Genomic DNA, 23,715 nt, shown 5'->3' with positions numbered 1-23,715 from the left:
GATCGCTCTATAGGTTCAATAGTTGATAGCTAAGCGCCGGCACATCAGGTAATCTGCGCGCTCTCAATGCAGGAGGAAGACATGAACGACGAATTTAAAGGCAAAAGCGGTAAGGTTAAGGTGATGTACGTGCGTGGCGAGGATGAAAAGAGCACATCTAATCCTCGTACAGGCAAAGGTGGTTACGCTGCCGCCCGCCAGGATGATAATCGTCGTTCATCGGGTTCCCGCACAGAACGTAGCCAGGAAGGCGGCCGCTCTGCGGGTCGTCGCAGCGACGACAGCGGACGCAGCGGTTCAGCGCGCCGCGACGAAGGCGGACGGGGTGCGCCACGCCGCTCGGGTGAGGGTTCAGGCCGTCGCAACGAGCGCTCCGACGATCGTAGCTACGGCAGCAGCGACTCTCCATGGCGGACCGTGTCACGCGCGCCTTCTGCCGATCGCACCGCGGCGTCAGAAAGCGACAAGCCGGATCATGGCGGCATCAGCGGCAAGAGCTTCGTCGATCCGGAGCAGATTCGCCGTCAGCGTAACGAAGAGACGCGCGTCTATGGTGAGAACGCCTGTCAGGCCCTGTTCCAGAGCCGTCCGGAAGCGATTGTCCGCGCCTGGTTTGTGCAGGAAGTGACACCGCGTTTCCGCGAAACCCTGCGCTGGCTGGCGGCCAACCGCAAAGCCTATCATGTGGTTGAAGATGCAGAGATCACCAAAGCCTCCGGCACTGAGCATCATGGCGGCGTCTGCTTCCTGATCAAAAAGCGCATGGGTATGGCGGTTTCTGAGTGGCTGGGTCAGGCGAATGCCAAAGATTGTGTACTGGCACTGGAAGATGTCAGCAACCCGCATAACCTCGGCGCAATCATGCGCAGCTGCGCGCACTTTGGCGTGAAGGGTCTGCTGGTCAACGACGCCTCTCTGCTGGAGTCCGGTGCGGCGGTGCGTACCGCAGAGGGCGGAGCCGAGCATGTGCAGGCGATCAGCGGTGCCACCTTCAGTGAAGGTCTGGAAGCGTTTCGCAAAGCGGGTTACACCATCGTCACCACCTCCAGTCATCAGGGTACGCCACTGGCTCAGGCTGAGCTGCCGGAAAAAATGGTGCTGGTGTTAGGTCAGGAGCGCGAAGGTCTCTCTGACACGGCGTTTCAGCAGGGGGATATGAGCGTGTCGATTGGCGGCACCGGCAACGTCGAGAGCCTTAACGTCTCGGTTGCTACCGGCGTGCTGCTCGCCGAATGGTGGCGTCAGAACGCATAAAAAAACGGGCCGAAAGGCCCGTTTTGCTTTGTCTCATCAGTGCGCGCCGCCGCCACCGCCGCCCGCGCCAAACGGCGGACGGGCAAACCAGATCAGCACCAGCAGGATCAGAAACACCCCCGCCGACGCCCAGAAAATTTCATTCGCTGAAATAATCAGGCCCTGGTTAGTGATCTGCTGCGCGATCCAGGCCGACGCCTGTTGCTGCGTCATCCCCATGCCCTCCAGCTGGCTGTACATCTGCTGCGAGTTGACGTTGTACGGGGTAATCGACTCCGTCAGATAGCTGTGATGCATTGACTCGCGATTGGTCCACATGGTGGTGGTAATCGACGTACCCACTGACCCGGCAAAGGTTCGCAGGAAGTTCGACAGGCTGGATGCCGCCGCCAGACGCTCCGGGGGGAGGCCCGACAGCGTGATGGTGGTCAGCGGCATAAAGAAGCAGGCCACGGCAAAGCCCTGAATAAACTGCGGCCAGGCGGAAGCGCCGAAGTCCATACCCGGTTCAAACGTCCAGGCGCGCCAGTAGAAGCAGACCGCATACATAATGAAACTGAAGGTGACCAGCCGTCGCATGTCGAGCTTGTGGGCGAAGCGACCGATAATCGGCGACAGGATCACGGGGATGATCCCCACCGGCGCAGAGGCCAGACCGGCCCAGGTCGCGGTATAGCCGTAGACCTCCTGCAGCAGCTGCGGCAGCAGCACAATCGAGCCAAAGTAGAGCATGTAAGCCAGACTGATCGACAGGCAGCCGATAGTGAAATTGCGCGACTTAAACAGCGACAGGTCGATGATCGGATGATCGTCCGTCAGCTCCCACACCAGCAGCACGGAGAGCGCAATCACGGCCACTACCCCCAGCACGATGATCTCCGTCGAGCTGAACCAGTCGAGCTCTTTCCCGCGATCGAGCATCACCTGCAGACAGCCGATCCCGACGACCAGCAGCACCAGACCGACCGTATCGATGGGGCGGATTTCGGTTTTGGTTTCCCGGCCTCGCAGCGTCTGCAGCGTCAGCATCACCACCACCGCACCAATCGGTACGTTGATGAAGAAGATCCAGCCCCAGTGATAGTTGTCACTGATCCAGCCGCCCAGAATCGGGCCGCAGATCGGCGCTACGATCACCGTCATCGCCCACAGCGACAGCGCGATACTGCGTTTAGCGGGCGGATAGTTACTGAGCAACAGACTTTGCGACAGCGGGATCAGCGGACCCGCCACGATCCCCTGCAGGATACGGAAGAAGATCAGCATCTCCAGGCTCTCTGACATGCCGCACGCCCAGGAGGCGACAGCAAACAGAATGGTTGCCCAGGTAAAGAGCTTCACTTCACCGATGCGTTTGGCCAGCCAGCCGGTCAGGGGGATCGAAATCGCGTTGGCTACGCCAAACGAGGTGATCACCCAGGTTCCCTGCGAGTTAGACGCGCCCAGGTTCCCGGCAATGGTGGGGATAGCCACGTTGGCGATGGTCGAGTCCAGCACCTGCATGAACGTGGCCAGCGACAGCGCCACGGTCATCAGGACCAGCGGCATCCCTTCAAGCGGTTTTTGTGCCATTACAGCCTCCGCGCCATCATCCGGCGTTGGCGCGGACGATATCGGTGATCAGTTTATTGACCGGCGCAAGGTCAATTGCCAGGGCGTTGCTGCTGTAAGCGGCCTGCTGCCGGACACTGTTCGCCAGCGTAATGCCCTCTTTGCTGGTGGTATCGATCTTCACCAGCGTTGAGAGGCCAATACGCAGCGGATGTCTGGCGATATCGTCCTGATTCAGTTCGATTCGCACCGGCAGGCGCTGAACCACCTTAATCCAGTTACCGGTGGCATTCTGGGCGGGCAGCAGCGAGAAGGCACTGCCGGTGCCCATATCCAGACCGGCGACTTTGCCGTGATAGACCACATCATCACCATAAATATCAGCGACTACGGTAGCGGGCTGACCAATACGCACGCCGGCCAGCTGTGTCTCTTTAAAGTTGGCGTCGATCCACAGATTGGTTGCCGGCACAACGGCCAGCAGCGGGGTGCTGGTGGAGATTTGTGAACCCACCTGAACGCTGCGGCGGGAGACATAACCGTCCATCGGGCTGCGGATGTCGGTTCGCTGCAGGGCCAGCCAGGCGTCACGCAGTTCAGCGGCGCTCTGCTGCACCGCAGGCTGATTTTCCAGCGTGGTATTGAGGATCATCGCCTGATTGGCATTGTATTGCTGAACGGCGACGTCCAGCTGCGCTTTGGCGGTCGCCACGGCGTCGCGGGCATGCTGCAGCTCTTCACGGCCAATCAGATTAGCGGCACCCAGAGGCTCCCGGCGTTTCAGGTCAGCCTGCGCCTGGGCCAGAGCGGTCTGCTGCAGGGTGATGCTGGCTTCATACTGCTTACCGTTGATCATCAGCTGATGCGTCTGACGCACGCTGGTGGCGAGGGCCGTCTGCGCTTTTTCAAACGCCTGCTCGGCATCGGTCTTATCCAGGGAAACCAGCACATCGCCTTTTTTGACGTAGTCGGTGTCTTCAAACCAGACTTTATTGACGCTGCCGGAGACCTGGGCCATCACCTGCACCTGGTTACCGGCAACGTAGGCATCATCCGTTTCCTGAAAATGGCGCAGTACCAGGAACCAGTAAACACCCCAGGCAATCCCAATCAGCACAAAGATCAGCGCCAGCACAATGAGCACACCTTTGCGCTTCTTCTTTTTGTTGCTGGCTGACGGTTGCGGGCTTTGTGCTTCTGCCGTTGCACTCATGTCTTTCTCCACGTATTCCATTGAGTCGGGGAGGGGCAGGGATCCCTGTCCGCCGGCGCCCGAGTCGAAAAAGCCAGCGACTGAGCGCTGGCCAGATAAAAAAGGAACTTAAAATAACGATTCCGACAGGTGATTGTGTCGCACTTATTGCTATCAGCGGGACAGTGAGGCGATCAGCTGATCTTCATCCATTTTGTCGAGGCGATTAAGCAGCTTGCGGGTAATCCCTTCCAGCTGCGACTTCTCATCAACCGACAGAGAAGACCAGAGATATTGCAGGCTCTGATGCTGCGGGGGCAGCAGCTGACGCAGGAACTCCATGCCTTTGTCGGTCAGATGCAGGTGCAGGCAGCGGCGGTCGTGATCGCTTTCGCGACGCTCAATCCAGCCGCGTTTTTCCAGCTCATCAGCAATGCGCGTAGCATTGGTGCGTGACGAGCCGAGTGCCGAGCTGAGTTCCGAAGGCTGAATGCTGTGATTTTCCTGAGCATCCAGCGTGATCAGCGCCATAAACAGGGTTTCGTTGATCCCCTGTGCTTTCAACATCTTATTACGATTGTCCAGCAGTTTACCCTGCATATGCATACAGAGACGCGTCAGGATAATTTCCTGTAACGGAAAATCCTTATGGCGATTGGCACGGATGTTTAGCATCTGCTCAATGGGAGTAAACGAACTTTCCATTAAAAAAAACCTCACTAATTGCAACTTGTATAATAACTATGGTGACAGGCTAAGCGTAGTCACTTTTCGGCAGGTGATCGCTGACCGACGCACGCTGCACCATTAAAGGTGTTCCAGGCCATTCCCTGGCCCTGGGTCAAAAACCCGTCCGCCCGGCGGCAGCCGCAGTGCCAGAGCGTTATCAAAAAGGGGGCAAATTTAATAATATCGCGAGGAAAAATAACTGAAGTGAATAGGTTTGCTGCTAACCATAACAAACCTAACCATTTGTGACCAGATGCAATCCGCTTTCCGGACAGAGTTCAGTGAATTTTTCGGGTTCAGCATGCGATCCGGCGGCCCCCACCCGACCCGGCAGGCCGATTTCACCCTCTGAGACGTGACAGAGTGCTCCGGCGAGGCTGACAGAGAGGGAAGAGTGCTGAGCAATCGTATGAGCAGGGGCTGAACGTCGTCGTTGCTGGCCACGCAGAGGCCGGTGGCTACCGACAGCGGGAGCACTGAAACGGGCGTCAGACCCTGACGGGGCGCAGGCATAAACTGTGTCGTTCGCTAATAATCATATGAGGTTAATAATAACTCAAAAAACTATTTCACACGCATGTTTATTAGCAGGCCAGACCAGTCATAACAAGAGGTTTAAACCTCGGTAGAGGATTTACGGGTGACGTTATGCGAATAGGCTCAGGAAGCATACGCCTTTCGCAAAGACGCAAAAGATGCCATCCATGGCATGCTCAGCGCGGGCCATCCCTGGCCCGCTATGCTTTGCTACAGGCGTATGCTCCCATCGCTTTGAGTTTTGGTGCCGTCTGAATGAAGAAACGCTTTCAGATCAGGACGACCTGCCCGCCATCAGAAGTTCCAGTCCTCATCTTCCGTCTCAACCGCCTTACCCATCACATAGGATGAGCCCGAACCGGAGAAGAAGTCGTGGTTCTCATCCGCGTTGGGTGACAGCGCTGACAGAATGGCCGGATTCACCGCCGTCAGCTCCGCCGGGAACAGCGCCTCGTAGCCGAGATTCATCAGGGCCTTGTTGGCGTTGTAGTGCAGAAAGGTCTTCACCTCCTCCACCCAGCCGACATCACCATACAGCGCTTCGGTATAAGCCACTTCATTCTCATACAATGCCAGCAGCAGATCGTACGCGAACTGCTGCAGCGCTTCGCGGCGCTGATCGTCCACCGTCGCCAGCGCCTGCTGGAACTTGTAGCCAATGTAATAACCGTGCACCGCCTCATCACGAATAATCAGGCGGATCAGATCCGCGGTGTTGGTCAGCTTGCCGCGACTCGACCAGTACATCGGCAGCCAGAAGCCGGAATAGAACAAAAACGACTCCAGGAAAACGCTGGCGATTTTCTTCTTCAGCGGATCGTCGGCCTGATAGTGTTCCAGAATGATGCGCGCCTTGTTCTGCAGCGGCGCATTCTCTTCGCTCCACTGATAGGCGGCATCCACATCCTGCGTGTTACACAGGGTTGAGAAGATGGAGCTGTAGGAGCGGGCATGCACCGCCTCCATAAAGCTGATATTCGAGAGCACCGCCTCTTCATGCGGGGTGATCGCATCGCCCATCAGTCCCGGCGCACCGATCACGTTCTGAATGGTATCCAGCAGCGTCAGACCGGTAAAAACCCGGATGGTCAGCTGCTGCTGCTGTTTATCCAGCGTCTGCCAGGCAGGCAGGTCGTTGGAGAGCGGCACTTTCTCCGGCAGCCAGAAGTTGCTGGTGAGGCGGTTCCAGACCTCAAGATCTTTCTCATCCTGAAGACGGTTCCAGTTAATGGCCTGAATCTGTTTTAGTTGCATAGTTTTTATCACAGGGAGCAGGAGACGCAGCCCTGAACCTCCGTGCCCTGAAGCGCCATCTGGCGCAGTCGAATGTAATAGAGCGTTTTGATGCCTTTCTTCCACGCGTAAATCTGTGCTTTGTTGATATCACGGGTGGTGACGTCGTCGCGGAAAAAGAGCGTCAGCGACAGCCCCTGATCAACGTGCTGAGTCGCTTCTGCATAGGTATCAATAATCGCTTCCGGCCCAATCTGATACGCATCCTGATAGAGATGCAGATTCTCATTGGTCATGAACGGCGCGGGATAGTAAACGCGTCCGGTTTTGCCCTCTTTACGGATCTCGATCGGCGAAACAATCGGATGGATGCTGGAGGTGGCGTGGTTGATGTAGGAGATCGAACCGGTCGGCGGGATCGCCTGCAGGTTCTGATTAAACAGCCCGTGCTGCATTACCGCATCGCGCAGCGCCTGCCAGTCCGCCCGGGTCGGCAGCATCACGCCGGCGTCGGCAAACAGTTTTGCCACCCGTTCGGTGCGCGGCAGCCATTCGCGCTGCAGATATTTGTCGAAATAGACGCCGCTGGCGTACTGCGAATCAGCAAAACCGTCGAAGGTCTGCTGACGCTCCTGTGCCAGCTGATTAGAGGTGCGCAGCGCGTAATAGGTGATGCAGTAAAAGTAGAGGTTGGTGAAATCGAGCGCTTCCGGCGAACCGTAGACGATGCCTTCCCGCGCCAGATAGCCGTGCAGGTTCATCTGACCCAGGCCAATAGCGTGCGACCGCCGGTTTCCTTCGGCGACCGACGGCACCGACGCGATCTCACTCATCATCGACACCGAGGTCAGGGCGCGTACCGCCACGTCCACGGTGCGCGCCAGGTCGCGGGAATCCATGGCGTGGGCAATATTGAGTGAGCCAAGATTGCAGGAGATATCTTTGCCGACCCGGCGATAGCTGAGATCATCAAAGTACTCGCTGGCGCTGTTCACCTGCAGGATCTCTGAACAGAGGTTGCTCATATTGATGCGACCGGCAATCGGATTGCTGCGGTTCACGCTGTCCTCATACATGATGTAGGGGTAGCCCGATTCAAACTGAATCTCGGCCAGCGTCTGGAAGAAGTCACGCGGCTGAATCCAGGTTTTGCGGATGCGATCGTCGGCCAGCATCTCGTCATACTTCTCGCTGATGCTGATATCGCCAAAGGCCTGGCCGTAAATGCGCTCAACATCGTAGGGCGAGAACAGCGCCATCGGCTGGTTCTCTTTCGCCAGCCGGAAGGTGACATCGGGGATCACCACGCCCAGCGACAGGGTCTTGATGCGGATCTTCTCATCGGCGTTTTCGCGCTTGGTGTCGAGAAAGCGGAAAATATCGGGATGGTGCGCGTTCAGCCATACCGCGCCCGCGCCCTGACGTGCGCCCAGCTGATTGGCATAGGAGAAGGCATCCTCCAGCATCTTCATGACCGGGATGACGCCCGACGACTGGTTTTCGATACGCTTGATGGGCGCGCCGGACTCACGCAGGTTGGAGAGTAAAAAAGCAACGCCGCCGCCGCGCTTTGAGAGCTGCAGCGCGGAGTTCACGGCACGGCCAATGGACTCCATGTTGTCTTCAATGCGCAGCAGGAAGCAGGAGACCAGCTCGCCGCGCTGCTGCTTGCCGCAGTTGAGAAAGGTGGGAGTGGCAGGCTGGAAGCGGCCGCTCAGGATCTCCTCCAGCAGCGCCCGCGCCAGGGTTTCATCGCCCTGAGCCAGCGTCAGCGCCACCATGCAGGCGCGCTGTTCAAAGGTTTCCAGATAGCGTTTGCCGTCGAAGGTCTTCAGCGTGTAGCTGGTGTAGTACTTCCAGGCGCCCAGGAAGGTTTTGAACTCAAATCCCCACGTCTCCGCCACTTCATGCAGCGCAAGCAGGAAGTCGAAATCGTACTGGTTCAGCACCTCAGCTTCGTAATAGCTCTCCGCCACCAGATAGCGTAAACGCTCGGCGCAGCTGGCAAACTTCACCGTGTTCGGCTCCACATGCTGCAGATGAAACTGACGGGTCGCTTCGCGATCCTTGTCGAACTGGATGCGCCCCTCCGCGTCATAGAGGTTGAGCATGGCGTTGAGCGCGTGATAGTCGAGCGTCACGCCGTTGAGGGTGTCTGTTGTTGCCAAAATTGGGTTACTCCCGCTTTAACGTTCGCGATGTCGTCCGGGGTTCCCATCAGCTCGAAACGATAGAGCAGGGGAACCTGACATTTTTTTGCAATGATGCTGCCCGCCATGCAGTAACCGGCGCCGAAGTTCCGGTTGCCGGCGGCGATGACGCCACGGATTTCCCGCCGGTTGGCCTCATCATTAAGAAACTGAATCACCTGACCGGGTACGGCACCGCGACTGCTGCCACCGCCATAGCTGGGCACGACCAGAATATAGGGCTGGTCGATATGCAGCGTCTGACGGGCATCAAGCGGGATGCGCCGGGCTGGCAGGCCAAGGCGCGTCACAAACCGGTGGGTGTTTTCCGACTGGCTGGAAAAATAGACCAGCGGGAACATATGCTTATCCCCCGACAGCGGACAGCGCGCGCAGGGAGGCGATTTTGTCCGGGCGGAAGCCGCTCCAGTGATCGTTATCCGCCATCACCACCGGCACCTGGCGATAACCGAGAGATTTCAGGTTGTCGATCGCCTCGGGCTGGCTGTCGAGATTGATGAGCTGATAGGTCAGACCCTGACGATCCATCGCACTCTTCGTGGCATTGCACTGGACACAGTTATCTTTAGTGTAAATAATAATGCGCATGATTCGTATTTCCCTCTGTATGCGGTTCGGGTGCCCGGCAATAACGCCGCCCGCCTGATTTACGGGCTTCATTCTGGCGGACATCGTGTGTCAGACTGATGGGTTAAATACTAGATGTAGTGGTTTTGGTGGTCAAGCCCACCAGATATAGGGTTTTATGATTTGCATTTGCGCAACACGGCCAAAGCCAGCAGGCGTGCGCCCTGCGACGCGGAAAAAATCTTTTGTAAATTTTACGGGCCGGATGACAGGCAAAAAAAAGCCCCGCACGGGGCAGGGCTCAGAAGATTTTTCGCGCTTAGCGGCGTGAGGCCAGCAGGACACCCACCACGATACCGAAAGCGGCACCGATACCGACACCGTGCCACGGCTTATCATGTACATAGGTATCAACCTGTGCACCGGCATCACGGGCAACCTGGGTCACACGGTTGCTGCCACCATTCAGTTTAGAACGGGTCTGCTTCAGCAGTTTTTCTGCCTGACTGCGGGCAGAGTCCACTTCGTCTTTGGCATCACTGCCGTAAGATTTCAACAGCGCTTCCAGTGAATCGGCCAGTTCGTTAACGTCCTGATTGATATCAATGTCATCGTTTTTTACAGTGCGATTAAACATTTTTTGGCTCCCTTTGATTTAAAAACGTAATACTAGTGTAGACGACCTTGAGATAAACGAGACGCGGGAGGGGGCTTTAGGGAAAATTCCGAATGCCCGCTCTGTCATGCTGATGTAAGGTTGCGAAGCTTTTGAAAGAGGAGAGGATCGAGCATGTATTTACGACCAGATGAGGTAGCGCGCGTACTGGAAAAAGCGGGTTTCGAAATGGATCAGATTACCCCACGGGCCTATGGCTATCGCCGGGGGGAAAACTATGTCTATGTGAATCGCGAAGCGCGTATGGGGCGCATGGCATTAGTGATTCATCCGACCCTGAAAGAGAAGAGCCAGCCGTTCGCTGAGCCGGCGTCTGAAATGAAAACCTGCGATCACTACACCCAATTCCCTCTCTACCTGGCGGGTGATTCACAGGAACATTACGGCATCCCGCACGGATTCAGTTCCCGCATGGCGCTGGAACGCTACATTCAGAGCGTTTTCGGCTGAGGCATCAGGCCCCGCGGCGACGGGGCACTGACGCGCATGACCCCGCTCCCTGTTCTCCTGCCGTTGCAATTCCCGGCTGTGACGCGTATAAATTTGTCCCTTATAGATGTTTAGACGTCCATACGGATAAAATTGATGAGCGAACAGCCAACTTCCCCGCAGCAACAATTTAAACGCACCATGAAAGTCCGCCATCTGGTGATGCTATCGCTGGGCGGTGTCATCGGCACCGGCCTCTTTTTCAACACCGGCTATATCATCTCCACCACCGGGGCCGCAGGTACGCTGCTCGCCTATCTGATTGGGGCGCTGGTGGTCTGGCTGGTGATGGTCTGTCTGGGTGAACTGTCGGTGGCGATGCCGGAAACGGGCGCGTTCCACGTCTATGCGGCGCGCTATCTCAGTCCGGCGACCGGCTACACCGTGGCCTGGCTCTACTGGCTGACCTGGACGGTGGCGCTGGGCTCCAGCCTGACGGCGGCGGGCTTCTGTATGCAGTACTGGTTCCCGCAGGTGCCGGTATGGGGCTGGTGCCTGGTATTCTGCTGCGCCATCTATCTGCTGAACGTGGTTTCTGCCCGCTTCTTCGCCGAAGGGGAGTTCTGGTTCTCGCTGATCAAGGTGGTCACCATCATCGCCTTTATCCTGCTCGGCGCGGCGGCGATGTTTGGCTTTATCCCGATGAAAGATGGCACGCCTGCACCCGGTCTGAGTAACCTCACGGCGCACGGCTGGCTGCCCAACGGCGTGCTGCCTATCCTGATGACCATGGTGGCGGTGAACTTTGCCTTCTCCGGCACCGAGCTGATCGGGATTGCCGCCGGTGAAACCCAGCAGCCGCAGAAGGTGCTGCCGCTGGCGATTCGCACCACGGTGGCCCGGTTGATCCTCTTTTTTATCGGTACGGTGCTGGTGCTGGCGGCGCTGATCCCGATGGATCAGGCCGGTATTGTGAAAAGCCCGTTTGTGCTGGTGTTTGAAAAGATCGGTGTGCCCTGGGCTGCGGACATCATCAACTTTGTGATCCTGACGGCCATTCTGTCAGCGGCCAACTCCGGCCTCTATGCGTCGGGACGTATGCTCTGGTCGCTGGCTAATGAGAACACGCTGCCACGCGCCTTTGCGAAGGTGAACCGGCGCGGCGTGCCGCTGCTGGCGCTGACCGTCAGCATGATCGGCGGCCTGCTGGCGCTGATCTCCAGTGTGGTCGCGCCTGACACGGTATTTGTGGCGCTGTCGGCCATCTCCGGCTTTGCAGTGGTGGCGGTCTGGCTCAGCATCTGTGCCTCACACTTTGTGTTCCGTCGCCGTCACCTTCAGCAGGGCAAATCGCTGGCCGATCTCGCCTACCGCGCGCCGCTCTATCCGCTGACGCCTGTCCTCGGCTTTCTGCTCTGCCTGCTGGCGTGCGTCGGCCTGGCGTTTGATCCGACACAGCGCATCGCCCTGTGGTGTGGCATCCCGTTTGTACTGTTCTGCTACGCCGCGTACCATCTGACCCACAAATCATCCCCGAAGCCTGAGGAGGCCAATGATGTCGTATAACCCTGTCGCGCAGGCTTTAACAGAGTCACCGCTGCTGATTCTGGATGGCGCGCTGGCCACCGAGCTGGAAGCGCGCGGCTGTCAGCTTGCCGATGCCTTGTGGTCGGCCAAAGTGCTGATGGAGGATCCTGAGCTGATCTATCAGGTGCACTACGACTACTTTGTGGCGGGTGCCTGCTGCGCCATCACCGCCAGCTACCAGGCGACCCCGCAGGGCTTTGCCACGCGTGGCCTGAGTGAGGATGAGTCCCTGGCGCTGATCGCCCGCAGTGTTGAACTGGCACAGCGCGCCCGTCACGACTATCTGGCGGTGCGGCCCGATGCGAAAACGCTGCTGGTGGCAGGCTCGGTGGGGCCTTATGGCGCTTTCCTGGCGGACGGGTCGGAGTATCGCGGGGATTATGCGCTGCCGGAAGCGGTGATGATGGCGTTCCACCGCCCGCGCGTGCAGGCGCTGCTGGCGGCAGGAGCCGATCTGCTGGCCTGTGAAACCCTGCCTTCCTTTGCCGAGGCGCAGGCGCTGGTGAAACTGCTGGCTGAGTTCCCTGACGCCCGCGCCTGGTTCTCGTTTACGCTGCGTGACGCCGGACACATCAGCGACGGCACGCCGCTGGCAGAGGTGGTGAGCTGGCTGAATCAGCAGCCACAGGTAGTAGCGCTGGGGGTGAACTGCGTGGCGCTGGAGAGCGTAACGCCCGCCCTGCAGCAGTTGCAGACCCTGACCGACAAACCGCTGGTGGTCTATCCCAACTCCGGCGAGCAGTATGATGCCGGCAGCAAAACCTGGCATTCTGCGCCGTCGGGCTGCACCCTGCATGACAAGCTGGCCGAGTGGCAACAGGCGGGTGCCCGGCTGATTGGCGGCTGCTGCCGCACCTCACCTGGCGACATCGCGGCCATCGCCCGCACTTGTCAACCGCAATAAGCTGCCGGAATCGGGCGATGATAGCCCGATTGAGGCGGAGAGGGGAGACTACACTCTGATCACTGATCACTCTGTGGACCCCCTCTATGAAACAGCGAATTCTGGCTCTGGCCGCCGCGCTGCTGCTCAGCGGCTGCGCCACCATTGTCGGCAATGAAACCCAACTGGTGCGCATTGACTCTCTGCCGCAGGGCGCGCGTTTTACCGTGCAGGATGAGCGCGGCTATGCGGTGGCGCAGGGGTTCACGCCCCAGACCGTTGAACTGGCCAAATCCACCGGCCGCTACTTCGGCAAAAAGCACTACCTGCTGATGCTGGAAAGTCCGGGCTACGTGCCGGTCACGGTGCCTATCGAAGCACGCGCTAACCTCTGGTATCTGCTGGGCAACATTCCGCTGGGCGGTTTCCCCGGCTGGCTGCTGGTCGACCCCTTCTACGGCGGCATGTATGACCTCAAGCCGGAACATCCGCGTCCCTTTATGAACCCGGTTGGCGCGCGCGGCTGATTACTGCGCGGTCGGCTTCACCATTCCGCCTGGCGTTTTGTGGCGTTCCAGATACTGATGCTGGAAAATGCACATGCGGATGGTGTTGCGGTACTCTCCGTTGATAAAGAACTCATGCTTCAGCACGCCTTCGATTTCGAAGCCGAGTTTGGTGTAGATGTGAATCGCCTTTTCATTCTCCTGATCCACAATCAGGTAGAGCTTGTAGAGATTCAGCACCGAGAAGCCGTAATCCATCGCCAGTTTCGCCGCCTGTGTGGCCAGCCCTTTGCCCTGATGGGCCGGATCGATGATGATCTGAAACTCGGCGCGGCGGTGCACATGGTTAATCTCAACCAGCTCCACCAGTCCCGCTTTCTGGCCGTCATGCTCCACCACAAAGCGACGTTCGGTCTGATCGTGAATGTGCTTGTTGTAGAGATCGGACAGCTCCACAAACGCCTCATAGGGCTCCTCGAACCAGTAGCGCATCACGCTGGCGTTGTTATCCAGCTGATGGACAAAATGCAGATCTTCCCGCTCCAGCGGACGCAGTTTTACCGTCATCGTCAGACTCCTTGTTAAAAACGTCGTCGCGAGTATACCGCAACGGCAGAGCCTGAGCAGGCGGGAAGCGCGAGCCGTGATGGCCGGGGAGACGATAAGGCGGGCAGAGGCGGAGCAGGAGGGGCCGGACGACGGAGCGGTGCCGTCCGGCCGGCGATCAGGCGGTGATCTCTTCGATGATACGACCCTGCGCCATGCGCACGGCGCGATCGCACATGTGATCGATCACATCGGGATCGTGGCTGACCAGCACCATGGTCAGGCCATCCTGCCGTTTCAGATCGTTAAGCAGGTTGAGGATCTCCGCCTGCACGGACATATCCAGCGCCGACGTCGGCTCATCCAGCAGCAGGATCTTCGGCTGCAGCAGCAGGGCGCGCACGATGGCGACGCGCTGACGCTGACCACCCGAAAGCTGATGCGGATAGCGATCGGCCAGCGCCGGGTCCAGCCCGACGTGACGGAAACCCTGATCGATACGGTCGTTGATGTTATCGCGTTTCAGCAGCTTCAGCGGCTCCGCCAGCGTGCGGCGCAGACGGTGCCGCGGATGCAGTGAGGCATAGGGGTCCTGAAACACCATCTGCACTTCCTGCCGCAGCGCGCCGGTGAAGGCTTTGCCTGGCTGGACCTGATGACCGGCCAGCTGCATCTGACCCTGCCAGTGCGGGTTCAGCCCCGCCAGCACCCACAGCAGCGACGACTTGCCGCAGCCGGACGGGCCGACCAGGCCAAAGCACTCACCCGCTCTGACCGTGAGGTTAACCTCATGCACCACGGTGCGCAGCTCGTAGCCCTGCTTATGGGCGACGCTTAAATTCGCAAGCTCAATCATGATTTGCCTCCAGTGCAGCGCGGTCCAGCACCGGTAACGCCTGGCCGTGGGTCGCCTTGCCTGGCCGGCAGGCCCACAGCGTGCGGGTGTAGGGGTGGGTCGCGCGGGGCAGGTCAGCGGCAGGCAGCGTATCGAGCAGCCGGCCCTTGTACATCACCATCACCCGTTCGCAGTGTTCCGACACCTGCTGCAGGTCGTGGCTGATCAGCAGCAGACCCATGTTGCGTGCCTCCACCAGACCGCGGATCAGCGCCAGCACCTGATCGCGCATCGCATGATCCAGCGCGGAGGTGGGTTCATCGGCAATCAGGAAGTCGGGATCGGTGATCAGGGCGATGGCCAGCATTACGCGCTGGCCCATGCCGCCCGAGAGCTGATGCGGATAGTGCTGTATCAGGCGACGCGGGTCGGGCAGGCCGACCGCATCCAGCATCTCACACACCTTCTCTTTGCGCTCGGCACGGCTCAGGCGGCGATGCAGGATCAGCGGCTCCTCCACCTGCCAGCCGATGGTGCGCGTCGGGTTCAGGGCATATTTCGGGTCCTGCATCACCATCGCCACGCGGTTACCGCGCAGCTGGCTCCAGCGACGCTCACTCAGCGTCAGCGCATTTTCGCCCGCGACCTGCAGCTGGCTGGCCTGCAGATGCAGCGCCGGAGAGAGTAAGCCCATCAGGCTGCGGGCAGTCAGGGACTTACCGGAACCGGACTCACCGACCAGCGCCACGCGTTCGCGGCCCACGGAAAAGGTGATGTTATCGACCAGCAGCGCATCATCGCTGCGAATGGTCAGCCCCTCAGCAGAGAGCAGATTATTTTGCATGACGGGTATCCAGTCGGTCGCGCAGGCCATCGCCTGTCAGGTTAAAGGCCAGGCTGGCAAACAGAATCGCCGCGCCCGGTGCGGCAGCTACCCACCACTGATCGAAGATCACTTTACTGCCTTCGGCCACCATCGACCCCCATTCTGCCGTCGGCGGCTGAACGCCCATGCCAAGGAAACCGAGGCCGGCAGCGGCCAGAATGATCCCGCCGAGGCTCAGCGCGGCGCGCACCACGGCGGTCGGCAGACAGAGCGGCAGAATGTGACCGAACATCAGGCGAAAGCCGGTAATGCCCTGCATCCGCGCGGCGGCCAGGTAGTCGCTGCGGCGCAGCGCCAGGGTTTCCGCGCGCGCCTGGCGGGCAAACGGCGGCCAGCTGGTCAGCGCCAGTGCCAGCGCGCCGTTCATCAGGCCGGGGCCGAGAATCGCCACCAGCGCCAGCGCGATGACCAGGTTCGGCAGCGACAGGAAGATATCGGTAATGCGCATCAGCACGCGCTCCGTCCAGCCGCCCACATACCCGGCGGTGATGCCGATCAACAGCCCGGCCGGAATGGTCAGCACCAGAATCAGCGACACCAGCAGCAGGGTAGGACGCGCGCCATAAATCACGCGCGACAGCAGATCGCGGCCAAAGCCGTCGGTGCCGAACCAGTGCTGCGCCGAAGGCGGCAGCAGGCGGCTAGACATGGTCTGCAGATTGGGATCGAACGGCGCAATCAGCGGGGCTAACAGCGCCATCAGAATCAGGATCGCCACCAGCGTCAGCCCAACGGTTAACGAGGTAACGCGTTGACGGCGACGGCGTGGTCGCAGCGTTTCGAGTTCAGAGAGTTGTTGCGTCATCGGGTTCTCGGATCGGTTAACCAGGTTAAAACATCCGCCAGGGTGTTAATCAGAATAAAGCAGCCGCCGATCAACAGGGTTGAGCCCAGAATCGCTGGCACGTCGCCGGAGAAGAGCGCGTTGGTCATATAGCGGCCCACACCCGGCCAGGCGAAGACGGTTTCGGTCAGCACCGAGCCTTCCAGCAGCGTCGCGTAGGAGAGGGCGATAACCGTCACCAGCGTCCCCAGCACGTTGGGGAAGATGTGACGCAGCAGGATGCGCACCCGACCCGCGCCTTTGGCTCGCGCCAGCACCACATACTCTTTGCTGCTCTCTTCCAGCAGCGCGGCACGCAGCAGGCGGGTAATGCCCGCCATCGCCAGCAGGCCCAGAATCACCACCGGCAGCCAGAGGTGCGCAATCGCGTTGCGGAACATCTCCGGTTCACCCGACAGCCAGCTGTCGATCAGCACAAAGCCGGTTTTCGGCTCCAGGGTATAGACCCAGATGTCATCCAGCCGTCCCGGTCCGGCAGACCAGTGCAGCACCGCATAAAAGAGCAGCAGACCCAGCAGGCCGAGCCAGAACACCGGCACCGAGTAGCCGAGCAGGGAGATAAAGCGGGCGAGATTATCGATCCAGCTGCCCGGTTTCCAGGCCGCCAGCAGCGCCAGCGTGACGCCGAAGATAACCGCGAAGATCATCGCACAGGTGGCCAGCTCAATGGTGGCCGGGAAGGTGGACATCAGGTCGCTGCTGACCGACTGATTCGTCAGGCGGGAGACACCGAGGTCGCCCTGCGCCAGATGTTCAATGTAGCGCCAGAACTGTGTCAGCACCGGCTGGTCAAGACCGAGGTCGTGACGCACCTGCGCATAGGTCGCTTCACTGGCGTGATCGCCCGCGATCTGCTGCACCGGATCGATCGGTGAGAGATGCGACAGCATAAAGGTAAAGGCGAGCAGGCCGAGCAGCGTCACCAGCAGCGACAGCACGCTGCCGAGCAGACGCCCGCCCCGCTGCCAAAAAAGCCGGGCGAACCCGGCTGAAGGAACAGACTGAGCCATTACTTGGTGACCTGCGAGTAATACACCATGTCAGGGTTGATGCCCTGGACATAGCCTTTCAGGTTGTCGCGCAGGGCGATCAGGTTCTTCGCCTGCATCCCAATCACGTAAGGTGAGTTCTTCATCACTTCACGCTGCATCGCTTCATACAGTGCCACCCGTTTTTTCGGATCGCTTTCGGCGGTCGCCGCAATCACCTGCTTGTTCAGCTCAGGAATGTGCCAGTCTGAACGGTAAGCAATGGTTTTGCTGCCATCTTCCGGATTGTAGGCAAAGGAGGCGGCATTGGTGTTGGGATCAAAATAGTCGGAGCCCCAGGCGTTCAGCGTCGCTTCATACTTATGCGCCTTCACGTTGGTGGAGACTTCGGAGCTCAGGCCCGGCACCACTTCGACCTTCACGCCGCCTTTGGCGAAGCTGCCCTGCAGCGCCTGCGCGATATCCAGATAAGGCGGCTGGTTGCTGGTGGAGAGCTTAAAGGTCACGTTGGTCAGGCCCGCTTTCTTCAGAATCGCTTTGGCTTTTTCCGGATCGTAGCTGTAAGGCGTGTCGTTGATCGCGCCCAGGAAGCCTTTGGGCAGGAAGGACTGATGCACGTCGAACTGGCCTTTCAGCAGCTCATTGGCGATGCCTTTGTAATCCCACAGGTAGCGCGCCGCTTCCCAGAAGGCCGGGTTCTTCAGCGTGTCGTTCGCGCCGATGTTGAACTGGATATAGTAGAGCGACGCCATCGGGATCGCTTCGGTCTTCACGCCCGCTTTGCCGTTCAGCGCGGCAATCTGGTCAGCGCCCAGGTTACGGGCGATATCCGCATCACCCTGTTCCAGCAGCAGACGACGCGCGGCCGGTTCCGGCACGTTTTTGATCAGGATGTTTTTCATTTTTGGTGCGCCCGCCGGTGAGGTCGGGTTGGCACTCAGCAGCACCACCTGATGCATGACCACTTTACGGATCTGATACGGGCCGCTGCCCGCAGAGTGGGTGGCCAGCCAGGCGTTACCGAAGTCGCCATTTTTCTGGTTCGCCATCGCGGTTTTCTCATCGACGATCGAGGAGACCGGGGCGGAGAGCAGGCTCAGAACGTAGGTCGGGCTGACGTTGGCGGTCCAGCTAATCTGCACATGGTTGTCATCGACCTTTTTCAGGAAGCCATCGACGTTATCTTTGGTCCAGCCGAGCTGCGTCAGAATGAAAGAGGGGTCCAGGTTCAGTTTGACCACGCGGCCCAGCGAGAAGATCACATCTTCCGGGCGTACAGGGTTGCCGGTAGAGAACTTCGCATCTTTGCGCAGTTCAAAGGTCAGACTGCGGTTGTCGCTGCCAGGCTGCCAGGCGGTCGCCAGCGTCGGCTTCAGATCCACCGGGTTCTGCGGGTCAGACTGGACCAGGCGCTGATAGATGTTGGTAAAGGCCTGAACGCTGGTCAGTTCAAAGCCTTTTGCCGGGTCAAAGCTGTCTGCATCGTCTGTGGACTGCGCGATGACCAGCGTATCTTTGGGTGTGGCGGCCTGGGCTGTGAAGGAGGCAGCCAGCGTCAGCGCCAGCAGTGATGGAATTATAGTTTTCATGAAATTTCCTTGCCTTAGAAAGTTACGCGAGTTTACGAAAGGGCCGATGTGAAGAATAGTCGAATATGGGCTAATCATATGCCTTAAAGTTATAAGCGATGGGTTGTGGTTATAACAGCGTAACGGCGTTGTTAGCGAAGCGGCAGGCCGAGCAGAAACAGAACCTCAACGAAGCGGTTATTTCCCGCGAAACGGCTTTACCATAATCCCGCTCTTCTTATAATAGCGGCATCTCACTACTGGAGTATTCCGTTGGACAGTCACCCTGAATTAACGATTATTCTGGCAAGCTGAATTTTCTCTGCTGCTTGCCAACCGGCGAGCAGCGATCCCCCGTTTTAATTCCCGATTGCGCTCCTTAATAATTTCCCGTTGCCTGTGGGAGTGCGCGTTATGCTGCTGTTTATCTTAGCCCTTTTTCCTCCGCCTCGTCTGGCGTAGCTCAGGCTGCGCCCGACCGCTGATATCAGACCCGGATTACGCTGTGTTTAAACAGCGTCACGCTTCGCTGCGCGCGACATTATTTTCTGCGCAGTCAGAAACGCGTGTTCATTTCCCAGGGTCGCCTCATTAAATAACCCGGCTACGCCAGGTTTTATCCATGCACGTTATTTTGCGTGCAGGACAACCATTGCTTTAAAACAGGGAGATGTCGAAATGAGCGACATGAAACTGGAACAGGCTGCCATCCTCGCTTCCGGCAACCGCAACGATAAAAAAAGTAAAAAAACATTTGCCGTGACCCGGCAGGCAGGTCAGCACGTTGAGATGACGCTGGCGAATCTGCGCACGCATCGCCAGGGGCTGACCCAGGCTGAAGCGGCAAAACGCCTGGCCACCTATGGCCGCAATGAAGTGGCCCATGAGAAAGCGCCACCGGCGCTGGTGCAGCTTCTGATGGCGTTTAATAACCCGTTTATCTATGTTCTGCTGGTCCTGGCGCTGGTCAGCCTGTTTACCGACTACATACTGCCGCTGCGCGCCGGTCAGGAGACCGATCTCTCCGGAGTGATCATCATCTGCACGATGGTGACGCTGAGTGGCCTGCTGCGTTTCTGGCAGGAGTTCCGCACCAACCGCGCGGCGCAGGCACTGCAGTCTCTGGTGCGCAGCCAGGTTACCGTGCTGCGGCGCGAGGCGGGCAGTGAAACCGCACAGCGTCAGGATGTGGATATGAGCGAGCTGGTGCCGGGCGATATTATTCTGCTCAGCACCGGCGATCAGGTGCCCGCGGATGTCCGGCTGCTGAGTTCACGCAATCTGTTCATCAGCGAAGCGGTGCTGACCGGAGAGTCTCTGCCGGTGGAGAAACAGAGTATGGATGCCGGTATCGACGCCCATGACCGAACCGATCAGGAGCTGCTGGCGTCAGCCAACATCTGTCTGATGGGTACCAGCGTGGCCAGCGGCACCGCCAGTGCCGTGGTGGTGGCGACCGGTGGCGACACCTGGTTTGGCTCACTGGCCTCCTCGCTGACCGGCAGCCGTCCGCAGACCGCTTTTGATCGCGGTGTTAACAGCGTCAGTAAACTGCTGATCCGCTTTATGCTGGTGATGGTGCCGGTGGTGCTGCTGATCAACGGCTTTACCAAAGGCGACTGGATGGATGCGACGCTGTTTGCACTGGCGGTGGCGGTCGGGCTGACCCCGGAAATGCTGCCGATGATTGTCAGTGCCAACCTGGCAAAAGGCGCCATTGCGATGTCACGCCGCAAAGTGATCGTTAAAAAGCTCAATGCCATTCAGAACCTGGGGGCGATGGATGTGCTCTGCACCGACAAAACCGGCACGCTGACCCAGGACACCATCCTGCTGGCGCATCATCTGGACACCCGGGGCGCGGAGGATGCGGAGGTGCTGCTGCTGGCCTGGCTCAACAGCGGCAGCCAGAGTGGCGCAAAAAACCTGATGGATCGCGCCGTGCTCTGCGCCGGAGACAAGGTTATTTCACAGACCCGGCGCAGCCAGTATCAGCTGATCGATGAGGTGCCATTCGATTTTACCCGCCGCCGCGTTTCGGTGCTGGTGGAAGATCTGGCGCAGCATTGCTCACAGCTGATCTGCAAAGGGGCGGTGGAAGAGATGCTGGCGGTGAGCATCGCCGTCCGGCAGGGCGATGAAGTCGTCGCGCTGGATGCGGCACAGCGCGAGGCGCTGCTGGCGCAGACCGAACGCTACCATCAGCAGGGCTATCGGGTGCTGCTGGTGGCGACCCGTGATGATGAACTGCACGCGCCGCTCAGCGAAAGTGATGAGCGCGATCTGGTTATCCAGGGAATGCTGACCTTCCGCGATCCACCGAAAGCCAGCGCCGGTAAGGCGATTAAAGCCCTGCGCGACAGCGGCGTGGCGGTGAAAGTGCTGACCGGGGATAACCCCCTGGTGACGCAGCGGGTCTGTGCCGATGTCGGGCTGACCGATCCGGCGATGCTGACCGGCGAACAGATTGAGGCGATGGACGACACGCAGCTGGCACTGGAGGCGGAACGCTGCACCCTGTTTGCCAAGCTGACGCCGCTGCAGAAATCACGTCTGGTGCGCCTGCTGCAGCAGAACGGTCATACCGTGGGATTTCTGGGCGATGGTATTAACGACGCGCCTGCGCTGCGGACGGCCGACACCGGGATTTCCGTAGACAGCGCGGCGGATGTGGCGAAAGCCTCGTCAGACATCATCCTGCTGGAGAAAGATCTGCAGGTGCTGAACGAGGGGGTATTAAAGGGACGTGAGACCTTTGGCAACATCATTAAGTATCTCAACATGACCGCCAGCTCGAACTTCGGCAACGTTTTCTCGCTGCTGGTCGCCAGTGCCTTTATTCCGTTTCTGCCGATGCTGTCGATTCATCTGCTGATTCAGAATCTGATGTATGACGTCTCCCAGCTGGCGCTGCCGTGGGACAAGGTTGACCGTGAGTTCCTGAACAAGCCGCGCAAATGGGATGCCGGCAACATCAAACGCTTTATGCTGTGGATGGGGCCAACCTCGTCGATTTTTGATATCACCACCTTTGCGCTGATGTGGTTTGTCTTCAGCGCGAACCATGCGGGCGTGCAGTCACTGTTCCAGTCCGGCTGGTTTATTGAGGGACTACTGTCGCAGACGCTGGTGGTGCATATGCTGCGTACCCGGAAGATTCCGTTTATCCAGAGTCGCGCCACCTTGCCGGTGATGCTGACGACGCTGGCGATTATGGCGCTGGGCATCCTGATTCCGTTCTCACCGCTGGGCGCGATGGTCGGACTGGTGCCGCTGCCCTGGCAATATTTCCCCTGGCTGGTGCTGACGCTGTTCAGCTACTGCCTGGTGGCGCAGGGCATGAAACGTCTCTACATCCGTCGTTTCGGTCAGTGGTTCTGAGGAGGGGAAGATGAAAAAAAGCAGGCTGGATCGCGTTTTTGTCAGCGTCATGATTATCGGCGTCACCCTGATTGCGCTGACGGTTCTGGTGCGGTGACAGGAGAATGAGCGTGCGGCAGCGAGGTGACTCGCTGCCGTTTTTACTGGCGGGGCACCTATTCCTGGTCGCGCTCCCGGCTGGCGCGCTGACGCTCGTAATACTCATCTTCAGCGGTGATGATCTCATCCAGCAGGGAATCCATATCCACGTCACGCTCCTCTTCCACAAACTGGCCGGTGAGCGTCGTTTCCGGGGTTAACTTACCCTCTTCATAGAGCTGCCAGATCTCGCCGGCATAGCGCGTCTTTAACAGCTGCGGGGCGAACTGCCCGTAGTAGGCGGTGATGTTATTCACGTCACGCGCGAACATCGACTCCGCATGGTTGTTGGCCGCTGCATCCACCGCCTGAGGCAGGTCGATGATGACCGGTCCCTGATCATCCAGCAGGACGTTGAACTCCGACAGGTCACCATGAACGATACCGGCACAGAGCATGCGAACGATGTTGCGGATCATGGTGTTAAAATCGGTGATCGCCTCCTCTTCGGAGAGCGTCACGTCGCTGAGGCGCGGCGCGACCGAACCATTGGCGTCGGTGACCAGCTCCATCAGCAATACCCCGTCGATGCAGAGATAGGGCTGAGGCACGCGTACACCGGCGTTAGCCAGGCGAAACAGGGCGTCGACTTCGGCGGTCTGCCAGGACTCTTCCTGCTGCTTACGGCCAAACTTTGAGCCTTTCTGCATGGCGCGGGCGTTACGGCTGTTACGGGTTTTCCGGCCTTCCTGATACTGAACCGCCTGCTTAAAGCTGCGCTGGGTCGCTTCTTTATAGACTTTGGCGCACTGCACTTTGTCACCGCAAAGCACGGTGTAGACGTCTGCTTCCTTGCCGCTTTTCAGGCGCTGCAGCACATCGTCAATCAGGCCGTCATCGACCAGGGGCTGAATTCTGTTTGGGATTTTCATGCGGCTTTATACCTTATTTCACCCGCTTTTCGTATCAATTTGCGCTGATGGAAAACCTGAGCCATGCGTGAACAAAGTCTGTAATTCTACCCTGGAAAACGCTTCAGGGGGATGATCCTTGCCTGACCCGCGTTTCTGACCGGTTTTTTTCCGCAGGCCGTCAGAGGGTGGCGTGCTGAAGCAGAAGGGGATGCGCGCGGCCCCGTGGCGCAACAGAGAAACCTAGGGAGCATGGCGTCAGATGCGAAGCGACGGGACAGGTTCAGGGAGAGAGGGGCAGCGGGCCGGTATCCTGGTGCGGC

General features: G+C 58.9%; 22 protein-coding genes. 7 read left to right on the top strand and 15 right to left on the bottom strand.

Annotation, left to right across the window (positions count from 1 at the left end):
• Positions 1 to 81: 81 nt before the first annotated feature.
• Positions 82 to 1,254 carry a tRNA/rRNA methyltransferase gene (locus AC1V0D_RS10790; RefSeq protein ID WP_058957956.1) on the top strand — a complete coding sequence of 391 codons (1,173 nt, stop codon included), beginning with the start codon at positions 82 to 84 and terminating at the stop codon, positions 1,252 to 1,254.
• 36 nt (positions 1,255 to 1,290) lie between these two features.
• Here the strand turns inward: AC1V0D_RS10790 and emrB are convergent, their stop codons facing one another.
• From emrB to AC1V0D_RS10750, 8 genes are all read right to left on the bottom strand, one after another.
• Positions 1,291 to 2,826, bottom strand: coding sequence for a multidrug efflux MFS transporter permease subunit EmrB (emrB, locus tag AC1V0D_RS10785; protein WP_046102406.1), 1,536 nt, complete (start codon positions 2,824 to 2,826; stop codon positions 1,291 to 1,293).
• A gap of 16 nt (positions 2,827 to 2,842) precedes the next feature.
• On the bottom strand, positions 2,843 to 4,018 hold the full coding sequence (gene emrA / locus AC1V0D_RS10780) for a multidrug efflux MFS transporter periplasmic adaptor subunit EmrA (protein WP_482907385.1): 1,176 nt from the start codon (positions 4,016 to 4,018) through the stop codon (positions 2,843 to 2,845).
• A 153-nt stretch (positions 4,019 to 4,171) separates the two neighbouring features.
• Entirely contained in the window at positions 4,172 to 4,702 is a 531-nt protein-coding gene (gene mprA / locus AC1V0D_RS10775; protein WP_003850381.1) for a transcriptional repressor MprA, read from the bottom strand.
• 855 nt (positions 4,703 to 5,557) lie between these two features.
• Positions 5,558 to 6,517 (bottom strand): class 1b ribonucleoside-diphosphate reductase subunit beta, encoded by a 960-nt coding sequence (gene nrdF, locus AC1V0D_RS10770; RefSeq protein WP_009088550.1) that lies wholly within the window; start codon positions 6,515 to 6,517, stop codon positions 5,558 to 5,560.
• Positions 6,518 to 6,525: 8 nt separating this feature from the next.
• Entirely contained in the window at positions 6,526 to 8,664 is a 2,139-nt protein-coding gene (nrdE, locus tag AC1V0D_RS10765; protein WP_482907384.1) for a class 1b ribonucleoside-diphosphate reductase subunit alpha, read from the bottom strand.
• The gene (gene nrdI / locus AC1V0D_RS10760) at positions 8,634 to 9,047 is read right to left on the bottom strand and encodes a class Ib ribonucleoside-diphosphate reductase assembly flavoprotein NrdI (RefSeq protein WP_482907383.1); all 414 of its coding nucleotides are present in this window, start codon (positions 9,045 to 9,047) and stop codon (positions 8,634 to 8,636) included. The genes nrdE and nrdI overlap by 31 nt, the downstream gene beginning before the upstream one ends.
• 4 nt (positions 9,048 to 9,051) lie before the next feature.
• Entirely contained in the window at positions 9,052 to 9,294 is a 243-nt protein-coding gene (gene nrdH / locus AC1V0D_RS10755) for a glutaredoxin-like protein NrdH (RefSeq protein WP_337026004.1), read from the bottom strand.
• A 298-nt stretch (positions 9,295 to 9,592) separates the two neighbouring features.
• The gene (locus AC1V0D_RS10750) at positions 9,593 to 9,910 is read right to left on the bottom strand and encodes a DUF883 family protein (RefSeq protein WP_009088558.1); all 318 of its coding nucleotides are present in this window, start codon (positions 9,908 to 9,910) and stop codon (positions 9,593 to 9,595) included.
• A gap of 153 nt (positions 9,911 to 10,063) precedes the next feature.
• On the opposite strand from AC1V0D_RS10750, the gene AC1V0D_RS10745 reads away from it, so the two are divergent.
• The 4 genes from AC1V0D_RS10745 to AC1V0D_RS10730 all read left to right on the top strand — a co-directional run bounded on the left by AC1V0D_RS10745 (position 10,064) and on the right by AC1V0D_RS10730 (position 13,375).
• Positions 10,064 to 10,399 (top strand): DUF2002 family protein, encoded by a 336-nt coding sequence (locus tag AC1V0D_RS10745; RefSeq protein ID WP_009088560.1) that lies wholly within the window; start codon positions 10,064 to 10,066, stop codon positions 10,397 to 10,399.
• Positions 10,400 to 10,534: 135 nt separating this feature from the next.
• Positions 10,535 to 11,944 (top strand): S-methylmethionine permease, encoded by a 1,410-nt coding sequence (gene mmuP, locus AC1V0D_RS10740; RefSeq protein WP_482907382.1) that lies wholly within the window; start codon positions 10,535 to 10,537, stop codon positions 11,942 to 11,944.
• Entirely contained in the window at positions 11,934 to 12,869 is a 936-nt protein-coding gene (gene mmuM / locus AC1V0D_RS10735) for a homocysteine S-methyltransferase (protein ID WP_482907412.1), read from the top strand. Before mmuP ends, mmuM begins: the two co-directional genes overlap by 11 nt.
• Before the next feature lie 86 nt (positions 12,870 to 12,955).
• On the top strand, positions 12,956 to 13,375 hold the full coding sequence (locus AC1V0D_RS10730) for a hypothetical protein (RefSeq protein WP_009088566.1): 420 nt from the start codon (positions 12,956 to 12,958) through the stop codon (positions 13,373 to 13,375).
• Here the strand turns inward: AC1V0D_RS10730 and speG are convergent, their stop codons facing one another.
• From speG to AC1V0D_RS10700, 6 genes are all read right to left on the bottom strand, one after another.
• Complete coding sequence (gene speG / locus AC1V0D_RS10725) at positions 13,376 to 13,921, bottom strand: spermidine N1-acetyltransferase (RefSeq protein WP_009088567.1); 546 nt, start codon at positions 13,919 to 13,921, stop codon at positions 13,376 to 13,378.
• Between the two features lie 157 nt (positions 13,922 to 14,078).
• The gene (locus AC1V0D_RS10720) at positions 14,079 to 14,756 is read right to left on the bottom strand and encodes an ABC transporter ATP-binding protein (protein WP_009088569.1); all 678 of its coding nucleotides are present in this window, start codon (positions 14,754 to 14,756) and stop codon (positions 14,079 to 14,081) included.
• Positions 14,749 to 15,579, bottom strand: a complete 831-nt coding sequence (locus tag AC1V0D_RS10715) for an ABC transporter ATP-binding protein (protein ID WP_482907381.1) — start codon at positions 15,577 to 15,579, stop codon at positions 14,749 to 14,751. Before AC1V0D_RS10715 ends, AC1V0D_RS10720 begins: the two co-directional genes overlap by 8 nt.
• Positions 15,569 to 16,426 (bottom strand): ABC transporter permease, encoded by an 858-nt coding sequence (locus AC1V0D_RS10710; protein WP_009088573.1) that lies wholly within the window; start codon positions 16,424 to 16,426, stop codon positions 15,569 to 15,571. The genes AC1V0D_RS10715 and AC1V0D_RS10710 overlap by 11 nt, the downstream gene beginning before the upstream one ends.
• Positions 16,423 to 17,475: an ABC transporter permease gene (locus AC1V0D_RS10705; RefSeq protein ID WP_046102403.1), complete on the bottom strand. Its 1,053-nt coding sequence runs from the start codon at positions 17,473 to 17,475 to the stop codon at positions 16,423 to 16,425. The genes AC1V0D_RS10710 and AC1V0D_RS10705 overlap by 4 nt, the downstream gene beginning before the upstream one ends.
• Complete coding sequence (locus tag AC1V0D_RS10700) at positions 17,475 to 19,043, bottom strand: ABC transporter substrate-binding protein (protein WP_058957963.1); 1,569 nt, start codon at positions 19,041 to 19,043, stop codon at positions 17,475 to 17,477. Before AC1V0D_RS10700 ends, AC1V0D_RS10705 begins: the two co-directional genes overlap by 1 nt.
• 657 nt (positions 19,044 to 19,700) lie before the next feature.
• Here AC1V0D_RS10700 and mgtA point away from each other — a divergent pair.
• On the top strand, positions 19,701 to 22,403 hold the full coding sequence (gene mgtA, locus AC1V0D_RS10695; protein WP_111208351.1) for a magnesium-translocating P-type ATPase: 2,703 nt from the start codon (positions 19,701 to 19,703) through the stop codon (positions 22,401 to 22,403).
• A gap of 10 nt (positions 22,404 to 22,413) precedes the next feature.
• Positions 22,414 to 22,500: a magnesium transporter protection protein MgtU gene (gene mgtU / locus AC1V0D_RS10690; protein WP_350769224.1), complete on the top strand. Its 87-nt coding sequence runs from the start codon at positions 22,414 to 22,416 to the stop codon at positions 22,498 to 22,500.
• A 58-nt stretch (positions 22,501 to 22,558) separates the two neighbouring features.
• Here the strand turns inward: mgtU and AC1V0D_RS10685 are convergent, their stop codons facing one another.
• A complete protein-coding gene (locus tag AC1V0D_RS10685; protein ID WP_009088581.1) occupies positions 22,559 to 23,413 on the bottom strand; it encodes a PA4780 family RIO1-like protein kinase in 855 nt (284 codons plus the stop codon).
• Positions 23,414 to 23,715: the final 302 nt, after the last annotated feature.

It is taken from the genome of Pantoea sp. PA1 (assembly GCF_056856975.1).
This window is presented reverse-complemented; position numbering and strand designations above follow the sequence as displayed.